Raw genomic sequence first — 12,534 nt, 5'->3', positions numbered from 1 at the left:
ATGAAACGTCTGCTACGGCTGTTTCCCGATACCGTGTTCACCCGCCTGTTCGGCCTGGTGGTGGCGGTGCTGCTCACCTCGCACCTGGTGATGACCAGCCTGTTCCTGTTCTTCGGGCCGCACCAGCCGCCCGGCCCGCCGGCAGCCAGCAGCCAGCCGCCGCGCAGCAGCCTGCGGCCAACCTTGCCGCCGGGCAGCGCACCGCTGCTGCGCCCGCCGCCGCCACGCAGCAACCGCCCGCACTTCCCGCCGGATTTCTGGCTGGCGCAGCTGGTCACCCTGGCCATCATCAGCCTGCTGGCCTGGTATGGCGCGCGCCGGCTGACCCGCCCGATCCAGCAGCTGACCCATGCCGCCGCCCTGCTGGGCGACAACCTGCAGGCGCCGCCGGTGGAAGAAGCCGGGCCGGAAGAAACCCGCCAGGCCGCCCGCCTGTTCAACCGCATGCAGGACAAGCTGCGCCAGCAGATGGCCGAACGCAGCCGCTTCCTGGCCGCGGTGTCGCACGACCTGCGCACGCCGCTGACCCGCATCCGCCTGCGCAGCGCACAGCTGGAAGACGCCACGCTGCAGGCCAAGCTGGGCAAGGACATCGACGACATGGCGGCGATGCTGGACGCCACCCTGGCCTACCTGCGCGACGATGCCAAGGAAGAAGCCTGGCAATGGCTGAACGTCACCGCGCTGGTGCAGGCGATGGCGGAGGACGCCGAGGAACAGGGCTACCACGTCAGCACAAGCGGCCATGCCGACCGGCTGTACACCCTGCCCGCCAGCCTGCGCCGCTGCCTGGAAAACCTGCTGGAAAACGCCATGCGCTATGGCGGCGGCGAGGCGGAAATCAGCCTGCTGTGCGCTGCCGGCCAGCTGCGCATCGACATCCACGACCACGGCCCGGGCATTGCGGAAGCGCAGCTGGACACCGTGTTCGAACCGTTTGTGCGGCTGGAAGAGTCGCGCAACCGCCACACCGGCGGCACCGGCCTCGGGCTGTCGATCGCCCGCGATGCCGCGCGGCGCATGGGCGGCAAGCTGACGCTGTTCAATGCCGCCGAGGGCGGGCTCACCGCCCGGCTGGAGCTGCCGCTGGATACCGCCGCCGCTTTGTATCAAGCCTGATACCAAGTCAGTACATGCAGTAGACATAGCGCCTACACACTGGCAACACCCCGCCATACCGGCGGGCGCACGTGTGCCCGCACCCTCGGGTATAGGGAGAAATACCATGACAAGTGCTATAGGCAGTTATGGCGGCTACCAGAGCGCGATGCCCGCCATGCAGGGCCAGCGCCCGCGCCGGCCGGATGCCAGCGAGATGGCCGCCGACCTGTTCAAGACGCTGGATACCCAGGATCAGGGCTATCTGCAGGCCAGCGATTTCAGCGATGCGCTCAGCGCCATCGGCGGCAGCAGCGACGACGGCCAGCAGCTGTTTTCCGCACTGGACAGCAACAGCGACGGCAAGCTGACGCAGGACGAGCTGACCAGCAAGCTGAAGGAAATCGAATCGCAGATGGACAGCGAGTTCAACGCCATGCGCACCCAGGGCATGGCGCAGCAGATGATGGCCGGCGGCATGCAGGGCATGATGGGTGGCGGCATGCCGCCCCCGCCGCCGCAGGGCAGCGATGACGGCCTGGACCAGGATCAGCTGTCCGCCATGGCCAGCAGCGCCAGCGACAGCGGCGACACCGCCGCCGCCGACCGTTTTTCCACCCTTGCGGCCAACTTCGACGCCGCCGATACCGATGGCGACGGCAAGGTCAGCTTCCAGGAAAGCATCGCCTACGAGCAGTCGCAGAACAGCTCGGCCAGCGATGACAACAGCGACAGCAGCAGCGACAGCCGGACGGTGAATGCCCGCGCGCTGCACCGCCTGCTGGGCATGCTGCGCCAGTACGGCAACAGCGAAGACAGCGGCAACAGCCAGCTGTTCAGTACCGCGGTGTAAACGCCGCCGGTGCGGCCGGGTGTTCCGGCAGGAACAGCTCGGCCAGCATGCAGCGCACCCCGCCGCCGCCCAGCGTCTCGATCACCGGAATGGCCGGCGTCAGCAGCCGGCCGTGTGCCGCCAGCCGCTGCCGCTGCACGGCGTCCAGCGCCTCATGCGCGCGCTGCGACAGCACCAGCAGCGCCTCGCCGGCGGCGTTGTGCAGCGCCAGCATATTGCCGGCCAGCGCCACCACCTGCTGGCGGCTGATGGCGATCACCTCCTTGCCGTCGGCCAGCAGCTGCCGCTGCAGCAGGTCGCGCTCCTCGGCATCCGCTACCGCCTCCAGACACACCACCGCCCACTCCGGGCCGACGCACAGCAGCACATTGCTGTGGTAGATCGGCCGCCCGGCGGCATCGGTGGCGGTAAACGCCGTCAGCTGGTAATCGAGGCGGCGGGCGAACTGCTGCAGCTCGTCGCGGTGGGTGCGGCTGGACAGCGCCGCGTAGATGCGGCGCTTGGCACGGTCCAGCACCATGCTGCCGGTGCCCTCCAGATAGCGGCCGTGCTGCTCGGCCGGCGACAGGTCCACCAGCTGGCGCACCGCGAAGCTGCCGCGCAGCCAGGCCACGATGTCCACCCGCCGCTCCAGCCGGCGGTTGGCGCCTTCCATCGGGTACAGGTACAGGCTGCCGTCGGCGTGGGTGGAGAACCAGTTGTTGGGAAAGATCGAGTCCGGCGTGTGCGGCGTCGGGGTGTCATCGAACACGTGCACCGTCACGCCGTTGGCGCGCAGCAGCGCCACGTAGGCGTCGAACTCGGCCAGCGCCGCGGCCTGCGCCTCCGCTTCCGCCAGCGTGGCCTGCTGGTAGGCATTGCTGGCGGCGGTATCCGGGTTGAAGCCGAAGCGGCAGGGGCGAATCATCAGCACGCGGGAAGTGGTTTGCATGGCAGCGGGGGGCAACGGTGGCCGGCGAGTGGACATGGCTGGATTGTGCAAAAGGTGTCGCATTGATAAACGACGAATCCACCCGGTGTGACGCACACTTGCAGTCGTTATCGCGCCCGCGGCAGCAGATTCCGCTGCCAGGCGGCAGCTGCGCTGCTGCCGGCCCCGCCCCGGCCGGGCCGCGCCCGCGCCACGATTGATTCGACAGCCTTTCCGTTTACAAGACCAAGCCCATGCAACTGGACCGTATCGACCTGCAAATCCTCGACATCCTGCGCCGCGACGGCCGCATCACCTACCAGGCGCTGTCCGAACAGGTGCACCTGACCGCCCGCCCCTGCCAGGAGCGGGTGCGCAAGCTGGAACGCACCGGCGTGATCCGCGGCTACCATGCCGAGGTGGCGTTGCCGCAGCAGGAAGGCGTGGTGGTAATGGCGCAGCTGGCGCTGGGCGACAAGCTGGGGCGCAGCGCGCAGCAGGCGTTCGAGCACAGCATGCGCGACACGCCGGAAGTGGTGGACTGCTGGCTGGTGAGCGGCGAGTTCGACTACCAGCTGCGGGTGCACTGCCGCGATCTGGCACACTTTCGCGAGCTGTCCGGCAGCTGGCTGGATGACCAGCGCTTTCGCATCGCGCGCATCGTCAGCAGCCCGCAGCTGCAGCAGATCAAGCTCGGCGGCCGCTAGCGCCCGCCATGCAAAACGCCCGCGCCAGTAAGGGGCGGGCGTGAGATTACTGACAAAGCCCTGCGGCATCGCGCAGGGCTTTGTGGTGAAAACAGCAAGGCTGCCGCATCAATCTCTTATCCGGAGCGGCCCGGCTTTGCCGGGTCCGGTAGCACGGAAACATGCCACCTGGTCTGCAGCCTGACGCCCGCGCCGGTAACCGGGCGGGCGTTGCTTGCTTGCGGCCAACGTTGGCCGCAAGCAGTGGCTTAGCCGGCGTTGAGCGGGATCTTGCCGATCTTGATGCGCCATTCGGCCGGGCCGGTGTTGTGCACCGAGGTGCCACAGGAGTCCACCGCCACGGTCACCGGCATGTCTTTCACCTCGAACTCGTAGATGGCTTCCATGCCCAGGTCTTCGAAGCCGACCACTTTCGACGCCTTGATCGCCTTGGACACCAGGTAGGCGGAACCACCCACTGCCATCAGGTACACCGCCTTGTTGTCCTTGATGGCGTCGATGGCGATCTGGCCGCGCTCGGCCTTGCCGATCATGCCCAGCAGGCCGGTCTGCTCCAGCATCTGGCGGGTGAACTTGTCCATGCGGGTAGCGGTGGTGGGGCCGGCCGGGCCGACCACTTCGTCGCGCACCGGATCAACCGGGCCGACGTAGTAGATGAAGCGGTTGGTGAAGTCCACCGGCAGCTGCTCGCCCTTGTTCAGCATGTCGATCATGCGCTTGTGCGCGGCGTCGCGGCCGGTGAGGATCTTGCCGTTGAGCAGTAGCACGTCGCCCGGCTGCCAGCTGGCCACTTCTGCCGGGGTGATGTTGTCCAGATCCACGCGCTTGCCGTTGGAGCTGTCGTAGGTGATTTCCGGCCAGTCTTCCAGCTTCGGCGCTTCCAGTTTGGCCGGGCCGTTGCCGTCCAGGTGGAAGTGCACGTGGCGGGTGGCGGCGCAGTTCGGGATCATCGCTACCGGCAGGCTGGCGGCGTGGGTCGGGTAATCCAGAATCTTCACGTCCAGCACGGTGGTGAGGCCGCCCAGGCCCTGCGCGCCGATACCCAGCGCGTTCACCTTCTCGAAGATTTCCAGGCGCAGTGCTTCCACGCGGCTCAGCTCTTCACCCTTGGCGGCTTTCGCCTTCAGCTCGTGGATGTCGACGTGGTCCATCAGCGACTCTTTCGCCAGCAGCATCGCCTTTTCCGGCGTGCCGCCGATGCCGATGCCGAGGATGCCCGGCGGACACCAGCCGGCGCCCATGGTCGGTACGGTCTTGATCACCCAGTCGACGATGCTGTCGGACGGGTTCAGCGCGTAGAACTTGGACTTGTTCTCCGAACCGCCGCCCTTGGCGGCACAGATCACTTCCACCTCGTCGCCCTCGACGATCTCGAAGTGCACCACCGCCGGGGTGTTGTCCTTGGAGTTCTTGCGCAGGCCGGCCGGATCCAGCAGCACCGAGGCGCGCAGCTTGTTGTCCGGGTTCAGGTAGGCGCGACGCACGCCTTCGTTGACCATCTCCTGCACGCTCAGGGTGCTGTCCCACTGCACCTTCATGCCCACTTTCAGGAACACCACGGCGATGCCGGTATCCTGGCAGATCGGGCGGTGGCCTTCGGCACACATGCGGCTGTTGATCAGGATCTGCGCCATGGCGTCCTTGGCCGCCGGGCTCTCTTCGTGCAGATACGCCTGGTACAGCGCGTCGATGTAGTCTTTCGGGTGGTAGTAGCTGATGTACTGGAAGGCGTCGGCGATGCTCTGGACGAAGTCTTCCTGACGGATGATGGTCATTGTTGCGATCTCCAGCGTGGGGCTGTTTCGGGTTAGCCCGCCCATTTTAGGGAGTTACGCTGCAGTGCGCCATCGTCGGCTACTTGTCAGGCCCCGACCTAGCGCGCATGCTGCGTCCTTTATTACCCTTGGATATCGTACGGCATGCGCACCGCCCTGCTCCTGCTGCTGTCCTGCCTGCCAGTGGCCGCCAACGCGGCCAGGCTGCTGGCGGTCACCACCGAGTTTCCGCCGTTCCAGAGCGCCGGCCCGCAGCCGTGGGGCCTGGCGCTGCAGGCGGCCAAGGCGCTGGCCGCGCGCAACGGCGACACGCTGGATATCCGCTTCCTGCCGTGGGCGCGCGCCTACCAGATCGCCGAGAGCACGCCCGACACGCTGATCTTCTGCCTGGCGCGCACGCCGGCGCGCGAGACGCGCTACGGCTGGGTCGGGCAGATCGCCCGCAACGACGTGCAGCTGTGGCGGCTGCGCAGCCGGCCGGAAGTGGCGCCGCGCACGCTGGCGGCGGCGCGGCGCTGGCAGCTGGGTGTCACCGCGCAGGACATGAAAACGCGCTACCTGCTGCAGCACGGCTTTGTGATGAACGACAATCTGCAGGAAAGCAGCGACGACCTGAGCAATATCCACAAGCTGTTTGCCGGCCGCATCGACCTGCTGCCGTTCTCCAGCAGCACGGTGCTGCACTACTGGCTGGCCAGCAACGGCCTGGACGGCAAGGCGCTGGAGCCGGCACTGGCGTTGCCGGCCATCTCCGGCGCGCTGTATCTGGCGTTCAGCCCCGGCTCCAACCGCCAGCGTGCGGCCAACTATGCGGCGCAGTTCCGCCGCCTGCAGCAGGACGGCAGCCTGACGCGCTGGCGCGCCGCGCTGCAGTTGCCGCCGGAACCGCCGCCGCCGTGAGCAACGGCGGCGCGTGGCGGCCAACGTTGGCCGCAGGCAACAAAAAAGCCAGCGGCACCTGCACGCTGGCTTTTTTCGACCCGGCACGCCGCGTCAGGCTTTCTTCACGAACTCCGACTTCAGCCCCATGGCGCCGATGCCGTCGATCTTGCAATCGATGTCGTGGTCGCCATCCACCAGGCGGATGTTCTTCACCTTGGTGCCCACCTTCACCACCAGCGACGAGCCTTTCACTTTCAGATCCTTGATCACGGTAACGCTGTCACCGTCCTGCAGCACGTTGCCGTTGGCGTCGCGCACCACGCGCGCGGTGTCGGCCTCTTCGACCGCGACTTGCGGCCACTCGTGCGCGCACTCCGGGCACACGTAGTTGCTGCCGTCCTCATAGGTGAATTCGGAATGACATTGCGGGCAATTGGGCAGCTGGCTCATACGGGACCTTGTAGCAAGTGGCGGGCGCCGGCAACGTTGGCCGCCGCCGTCCGCAAAAAAGAAAGCGCGCATTATGCGCCTGCCGGCGGGGGCTTTGCCAGTCCCCCTACTGCTGGCGGGGTCTAGCCGGCATCGCGCTTGCGCTGCAGATACGGCGCCACCGCCGCCGCCGGCAGCGGCCGCGCCTCCAGGAAGCCCTGCATCTCGTCGCAATGGTTGGCCAGCAACCAGCCGCGCTGCGCCTCGGTTTCCACCCCTTCGGCCACGGTGTTGCAGCCCAGGTTCTGCGCCAGGGTGATGATGGTACGCGCCACCGCCCGCCCTTCCTCGCGATCCAGGTTGCGCACGAAGGCCACGTCGATCTTCAGCACCGACACCGGCAGCTGCTGCAAATAGGCCAGCGAGGAATAGCCGGTGCCGAAGTCGTCCAGCGCGATGTAGGCACCCAGCGCGCGCAGCCGCTGCAGCACCGGCAACGCCCACTCCAGGTTTTCCATCGCCGCGGTCTCGGTGATTTCCAGCTCCAGCTGCGCCGGGCTGATGCCGTGGCGGGCGCAGCTTTGCAGCAGGAAATCCTGCAGCCCGGCATCGCTGAGCTGGCGGGTGGACAGGTTGATGGCCATGCGGCCAACCGCTACCCCGGCGCGCTGCCACTGCGCCAGTTGCGCCAGCGCGCGCTCGAAGACCCAGCGCCCCAGCTCCAGGATGAAGCCGGTTTCCTCCGCCACCGGGATGAACTCGCCCGGGCTGATGCTGCCGGCCGCCGGCTGCCAGCGCAGCAGCACCTCGAAGCCGGCCACCTGGCCGCCGTCCAGCGCAATGCGCGGCTGGTAGACCAGGAAGAACTCGTCCTGCTGCAGGCCGGCCGCCAGCTGGCTGGCCAGCTCCAGCCAGCGCCGGCTCTGCGCCGGCTGCGCCGCGTTGAACGCGCGCACGCCGTGCTGGCCGCTGCGCTTGGCGGCCGCCATCGCCAGCTCGGCGTACTGCAGCAGCAGGTCCGGCTGCTGGCTGTCGTCCGGGAAACGGCTGTAACCGGCGGTGGCGCTGGCCTGCAGCCGCACCTCGCCGCTGAGCTGGAACGGCAGGCTAAACGCCGCCAGCAGCACCGCGGCGCGCGCCTCGACCGGCACCTCGCCGCACATGATCACGGCAAAGCTGTCGCCCTGCAGGCGGGTGATCTGCTCGCCCGGCAGCAGCAGGCCCTGCAGCCGCCGGCTGCTGGCCACCAGCACTTCGTCGCCGACGCGGTGGCCGAACACCTGGTTGATGCGCCCCAGCGCATCGATGTTCAACACCAGCAAGGCGCCGTGCCCCGGCTGGCGCAGCGCCGCCGCCAGACGCTCCAGCGTGGCGCGGCGGTTGGGCAGCGTGGTCAGCTCGTCGTGGTCGGCCAGCCATTGCAGCTGCAGGTTCTGCCGCACCTCGGCGCTGACATCGCTGACGAAGGCCAAGGTGTGCTGCCGCCCGCCCCACTGCAGCGGCGCCAGCGCCACGTTGACGTAAAAGCGGCTGCCATCGCGCCGCAGCGCCTGCAGCCCCTGGCGCTCGCTCATGCGCCGCACCTGCGGCGCGGCGTGGTAGGCCACGCGATGGCGCAGGTGCGCGGCGCGCAAGTCATGCCCGACCAGTTCGTCGACGGTCAGGCCGTCCAGCGTCCCCGGCGCGGCGCGGAACATGTTTTCCGCGGCGTGGTTGCTGCTGCTGATCAGCCCGCCGCCATCCACCACCAGGATGCCCAGCGGCGCACCGGCCACCAGCGCGTTGAGCCGCCCCAGCGCATCCTCGTGCGCCGCCTTCTCGGCGGTCAGTTGCTGGTACGGCAGCAGCAGCCGGGTTTCGATCACCCCGCGCAGGAAAAACGCCTGGCCGATCACCTTGAACACGTGGCCCAGGCCATTGGCCAGATCGTCCACCAGCCGGTAGGAACAGAAAAACAGCTCGCCGAACGCCAGCACCAGCAAGCCTGCGGCCAACCATGGCCCGGCCGGGATGCTCAGGCCGGCACGCTGGATGCGCCAGGCCAGCAGCAGATAGCCGGCCACCAGCAGCCATTCCAGCGCCACTTTCAGCGGCGTCAGCCCCAGCCCCGGCACATACAGCGGCGGCAGTGCGGCGTGGTAGCCCACGCCCAACACCGCAAACAGCAGGCCGTACACCAGCAGCAACGGCGCGGCACTGCGCTGCTGGCGCTCCGGCAGCAGCATGCACAGCATCGCCAGCGCCACGGCACTGCGCGCGCCCAGCCACAGCACGATGGCCTTGTGCGGCGTGTTCGGCCCCAGAAAGCCCGGCAGCACCGGGTAGGACACCGCATGCAGGCTGTCCAGCACCGCCACCACCATGAAGCCGATGGCCAGCACCCGCAGCTGGCGGCTGCTGTCGGTCTTGAACCAGGACATCACCGCCACCAGCAGGCTCATGGTGATGGACAGCAGCTCCAGCAAGGTGTGCAGCGCCGCGTAATCCGGCACTCGCAGCCAGCCGGGAAACACCAGCTGCAGCAACAGCAGGCCGCTGATCAGCGCGCACAGCATGGCCGCCAGCTGCTGCGGCGGCAGCCTGGTCGCAGCAGTCGCGGCGGTCGGGGGCATGGCGGGCAATTGGATCATGGCAGCACGGTTCCACGGCAAAGTGAGGTATCAGCAAAATACGCGCACGGCACTAACGGCATGACACCGCCAGCAGCACAGTTGATCTGGCGCAGCAAAGCTGTCGATTTCAAGAATAAATGCTGTTTCATTACAGCGACCATGCCAGAGTTATAAACAATATCCCGCCCGCCGGAAATCCAGCGGCAATGATGCCCTTGCTCACACCACTATGCGGGCCGAGTTATACGCCTTACACAATATACGCCGGCCCCATGATCGCTTCCGGTGATGACAGGTAATTTTAAATTTATTCTAGCGGTTAAATATTTCCACATTAATTCAAAATACCACCGCTTGCTGAAATTCAATCAACATAAGCAATAAACCATGCCAATTTAATTAACTGCAGTTTAGCGCTTGCCAAGCAAATCGCGATTAACGTAAAAATAAAATCTAGCTGCCCTCGCCCCAGGAGACGTCCATGAAAATTTCCCAGCGCCTCATCCTGCTGATCTCGGTGGCCATCGCCGGCCTGCTGATTCTGGCCGGCACCACCTTCCTGCAATTGAACCGCCTGTACCAGGAGCTGGAAAACATCGGCGACAACGTGCTGCCCAGCGTGAAGATACTCGGCAGCTTCAACCAGGAGCTGCTGGAAGAACGCAACTCGCTGCTGGCGCATATCGTCGCCGTCGATGCCGCCCACAAGCCGGGCATCGAGCAATCGCTGCGCCAGCACCGCGACGCCATCGGCAAGGCACTGCAGGCCTACGCGCCGATGGTGATCAGCGACAAGGACGGCGCCTACCTGAAGCAGCTGGAAGCCGGGGTGGCGGAGCTGGACAAACTGTACGCGCCGGCGCTGGCCGCCTCCAGCAGCGGCCAGACCGAGGAAGCGATACGCCAGGCCAACGCCATGCGCGAGCGTTTCATCGCCATCCAGGGCATTGCCAAGGAACACCTGGACTACAACCAGCAGCTGGCGGATGACGCCAAGGCGCAGGCGCAGGCGGTGAGCAGCAATGCCCGCCTGATCGCCGCCGCGGTCGCCGTGCTGTCCATCGCCCTGCTCGCCGTGCTGGGGCTGCTGACCTACCGCCAGATCGTCGGCAGCGTGCAGCGCGGCCAGGCCAGCATCCAGCAGTTGGCCGCATCGCTGGATTTCACCACCCGCTGCGAGGTGAAGGGCAAGGATGAAATCGCGCAGATGCTGACCGCCTTCAACCAGCTGATCGAAAAACTGCAGGGCAGCCTGCGCACGGTGATCACCGCCTCGCGCGATGTATCGCAATCGGCCACCGAGCTGGCCGGCTCCGCCAAGCAGGTGGCCGCCGGCTCCAATGCGCAGAGCGAGTCCGCCTCCACCATGGCCGCCGCGCTGGAACAGATCACCGTCAGCATCAACCACGTCGCCGACCGCACCCAGGAGGCCAATACTCTGGCGCAGGACACCGGCAGCCGCGCCCAGAGCGGCGCGGTGGTAATCAGCGGCACCAGCCAGTCGATCGAAAGCATCGCCGGCGCGGTGGAGCACGCCGCCAGCGAAATGAGCCAGCTGTCCGAGCGCACCCGCCAGATCGCCGTGGTGGTGAACGTGATCAAGGACGTGGCCGACCAGACCAACCTGCTGGCGCTGAATGCCGCCATCGAAGCCGCCCGCGCCGGCGAAATGGGCCGCGGCTTCGCCGTGGTGGCCGACGAAGTGCGTAAACTGGCCGAGCGCACCGCGCAATCCACCCAGGAAATCGCCGCCATCATCGGCGCCATCCAGACGGTGTCGGAAAGCGCCGCCGAGCGCATGCAAGGCGTGGTGCACAACGTGGAAAGCGGCGTGGACGAGGCCGGCAAGGCGCGCGGCGCCATCCAGCAGATTTCCGAAGTAGCCGAGCAGAGCCGCCACCTGGTGGGCGAAATCAGCCACGCCATCCGCGAACAGGGCACCGCCGCCAACAGCATCGCCACCCAGGTGGAAACCGTGGCGCAGATGGCGGAAGAAAACTCCGCCGCCGCCTCGCACGTGACCGCGCTGGCCAGCCGGCTGCAGAACCTGTCGCACGCGATGGAAAGCGAGGTCGCGGTTTACCGGGTATAAGCACGCCGCGCGCCGCATGCGACGCCGGCAACAAAAACTGGCGGCCTGCTGGCGGTAATATCCGCGCCGCCAGCCGCGGCGGAATAAGCCGCTGATTCACCTCCGCAAAAAAGGCAGCCGTGATGGCTGCCTTTTTTATGCTGCCGCAACGGCGATGGGGGTAGTCGTGCAGTTGTGCTGGCTTGGCTGCCATTGGCCAGTAACGGCCATTTAAGAGGGATACAGCGCAGCTCATCTAATGACTGCTTGCAGTGGAAACTTGCCGAACGGTCCATGCGTGAACTTCGGTCAAAGCAGATGCTCATGCACATGTGCTAGCATGTCTGCAGTCGGGCAGAAGCAGAAATTCTTTACACTTCCGGCTAGCCGACGTTAGGGGCCATCCATCACGTGGGAACATGCTCAAATGGCTACTAATGAGGCATCCGGGGGATGCAAACTGCTAGCAGTCCCGTTTGGTTGTGTATTTCGCGGCTTGCATGAATCCATGTCATTGAAAATAAATGGATAATCACAAACATAGGTCTGAGTTATACACATTGATTGACTTAATATACACCTACACAGATGTATATTTCACGTTAGCCCGCTCCTGTTATGAAAACGCCGCTTTGGCCGTTCTTCCCATTTGGTTTCGTTCTTAGCGCTCCGCTTTTGGCAACGCTAGCGTTCGGCTTTTCTGGCCACTCGATGTCCAATGAGGCCAACAATATCTGTCTGCTCATCATGCTCGTGATTGGCCTCCTCTCCCTACCGGGGTCGCTTGTGTTACTAGTGGTCGGCTTTGTTGCGGCTTTCTCGGGCAAGCAGGGCGAGATCCTTGCCTTGGTGTCCATGGCACTGGCTGTCGCCAATGCGCACTTCATGGCAATGGTCTACGCGCGAGCACTTTCCCCCGGCACATCCGGATCGACCGATGACCCCGCAGGCTAACCAGTCCGTCAACGGGACGCCAAACTGCTGCGCAGTTTGGTTCCCTCCGCTGCGCTCCGGCGCCCGTTACGTCCAACGTTATGCGTAAGTCCATGAACATCGCCGATGAACTTATTGCTCTCGAAGAGAAAATCCGAAGTGGCTCGCTTCGCACTTACGGCTTGAATCGCCCCTCCTTTCCTAGACACCTCAAGAGCCTCACACTAGGCCCTACAAGGAGGTGTCATGAGCAGGCAGCGTTTC

General features: G+C 65.8%; 10 protein-coding genes. 6 read left to right on the top strand and 4 right to left on the bottom strand.

Annotated elements, in window-relative coordinates; translation table 11 throughout:
• Both ACFOLG_RS02095 and ACFOLG_RS02090 read left to right on the top strand, forming a co-directional pair.
• A complete protein-coding gene (locus ACFOLG_RS02095; RefSeq protein ID WP_386087879.1) occupies positions 1-1,119 on the top strand; it encodes an ATP-binding protein in 1,119 nt (372 codons plus the stop codon).
• 106 nt (positions 1,120-1,225) lie between these two features.
• On the top strand, positions 1,226-1,951 hold the full coding sequence (locus ACFOLG_RS02090) for an EF-hand domain-containing protein (RefSeq protein ID WP_386087877.1): 726 nt from the start codon (positions 1,226-1,228) through the stop codon (positions 1,949-1,951).
• Here the strand turns inward: ACFOLG_RS02090 and ctlX are convergent.
• Entirely contained in the window at positions 1,935-2,882 is a 948-nt protein-coding gene (gene ctlX, locus ACFOLG_RS02085) for a citrulline utilization hydrolase CtlX (protein WP_386087875.1), read from the bottom strand. The genes ACFOLG_RS02090 and ctlX overlap by 17 nt on opposite strands.
• Positions 2,883-3,115: 233 nt before the next feature.
• On the opposite strand from ctlX, the gene ACFOLG_RS02080 reads away from it, so the two are divergent.
• A complete protein-coding gene (locus ACFOLG_RS02080) occupies positions 3,116-3,568 on the top strand; it encodes an Lrp/AsnC family transcriptional regulator (protein ID WP_386087873.1) in 453 nt (150 codons plus the stop codon).
• A 248-nt stretch (positions 3,569-3,816) separates the two neighbouring features.
• Here the strand turns inward: ACFOLG_RS02080 and ACFOLG_RS02075 are convergent, their stop codons facing one another.
• Positions 3,817-5,343: a fumarate hydratase gene (locus ACFOLG_RS02075; RefSeq protein WP_386087871.1), complete on the bottom strand. Its 1,527-nt coding sequence runs from the start codon at positions 5,341-5,343 to the stop codon at positions 3,817-3,819.
• A 144-nt stretch (positions 5,344-5,487) separates the two neighbouring features.
• Between ACFOLG_RS02075 and ACFOLG_RS02070 the strand changes: the two genes are divergently transcribed.
• Positions 5,488-6,243 carry a hypothetical protein gene (locus tag ACFOLG_RS02070; protein ID WP_386087869.1) on the top strand — a complete coding sequence of 252 codons (756 nt, stop codon included), beginning with the start codon at positions 5,488-5,490 and terminating at the stop codon, positions 6,241-6,243.
• A gap of 93 nt (positions 6,244-6,336) precedes the next feature.
• Here ACFOLG_RS02070 and ACFOLG_RS02065 read toward each other — a convergent pair whose 3' ends face one another.
• Entirely contained in the window at positions 6,337-6,675 is a 339-nt protein-coding gene (locus ACFOLG_RS02065; RefSeq protein WP_386087867.1) for a zinc ribbon domain-containing protein YjdM, read from the bottom strand.
• A 122-nt stretch (positions 6,676-6,797) separates the two neighbouring features.
• Complete coding sequence (locus tag ACFOLG_RS02060; protein ID WP_386087865.1) at positions 6,798-9,284, bottom strand: bifunctional diguanylate cyclase/phosphodiesterase; 2,487 nt, start codon at positions 9,282-9,284, stop codon at positions 6,798-6,800.
• A 463-nt stretch (positions 9,285-9,747) separates the two neighbouring features.
• On the opposite strand from ACFOLG_RS02060, the gene ACFOLG_RS02055 reads away from it, so the two are divergent.
• Both ACFOLG_RS02055 and ACFOLG_RS02050 read left to right on the top strand, forming a co-directional pair.
• A complete protein-coding gene (locus ACFOLG_RS02055) occupies positions 9,748-11,358 on the top strand; it encodes a methyl-accepting chemotaxis protein (RefSeq protein ID WP_386087864.1) in 1,611 nt (536 codons plus the stop codon).
• A gap of 597 nt (positions 11,359-11,955) precedes the next feature.
• Complete coding sequence (locus tag ACFOLG_RS02050; RefSeq protein ID WP_386087862.1) at positions 11,956-12,291, top strand: hypothetical protein; 336 nt, start codon at positions 11,956-11,958, stop codon at positions 12,289-12,291.
• Positions 12,292-12,534: the final 243 nt, after the last annotated feature.

The sequence above is a fragment of the Vogesella facilis genome, from assembly GCF_042648525.1.
Classification (GTDB): Bacteria; Pseudomonadota; Gammaproteobacteria; order Burkholderiales; family Chromobacteriaceae; genus Vogesella; species Vogesella facilis.
Note: the sequence above shows the minus strand (reverse complement) of the source record. Positions and strands in the feature narration are given on the sequence as shown.

Excerpts from the sequence above, each read along its gene's own strand:
- ACFOLG_RS02095 (WP_386087879.1), top strand. The coding sequence starts at position 1 with ATGAAACGTCTGCTACGGCTGTTTCCCGATACCGTGTTCACCCGCCTG.
- ACFOLG_RS02090 (WP_386087877.1), top strand. The coding sequence starts at position 1,226 with ATGACAAGTGCTATAGGCAGTTATGGCGGCTACCAGAGCGCGATGCCC.
- ctlX (WP_386087875.1), bottom strand. The coding sequence starts at position 2,882 with ATGCAAACCACTTCCCGCGTGCTGATGATTCGCCCCTGCCGCTTCGGC.
- ACFOLG_RS02080 (WP_386087873.1), top strand. The coding sequence starts at position 3,116 with ATGCAACTGGACCGTATCGACCTGCAAATCCTCGACATCCTGCGCCGC.
- ACFOLG_RS02075 (WP_386087871.1), bottom strand. The coding sequence starts at position 5,343 with ATGACCATCATCCGTCAGGAAGACTTCGTCCAGAGCATCGCCGACGCC.
- ACFOLG_RS02070 (WP_386087869.1), top strand. The coding sequence starts at position 5,488 with ATGCGCACCGCCCTGCTCCTGCTGCTGTCCTGCCTGCCAGTGGCCGCC.
- ACFOLG_RS02065 (WP_386087867.1), bottom strand. The coding sequence starts at position 6,675 with ATGAGCCAGCTGCCCAATTGCCCGCAATGTCATTCCGAATTCACCTAT.
- ACFOLG_RS02060 (WP_386087865.1), bottom strand. The coding sequence starts at position 9,284 with ATGATCCAATTGCCCGCCATGCCCCCGACCGCCGCGACTGCTGCGACC.
- ACFOLG_RS02055 (WP_386087864.1), top strand. The coding sequence starts at position 9,748 with ATGAAAATTTCCCAGCGCCTCATCCTGCTGATCTCGGTGGCCATCGCC.
- ACFOLG_RS02050 (WP_386087862.1), top strand. The coding sequence starts at position 11,956 with ATGAAAACGCCGCTTTGGCCGTTCTTCCCATTTGGTTTCGTTCTTAGC.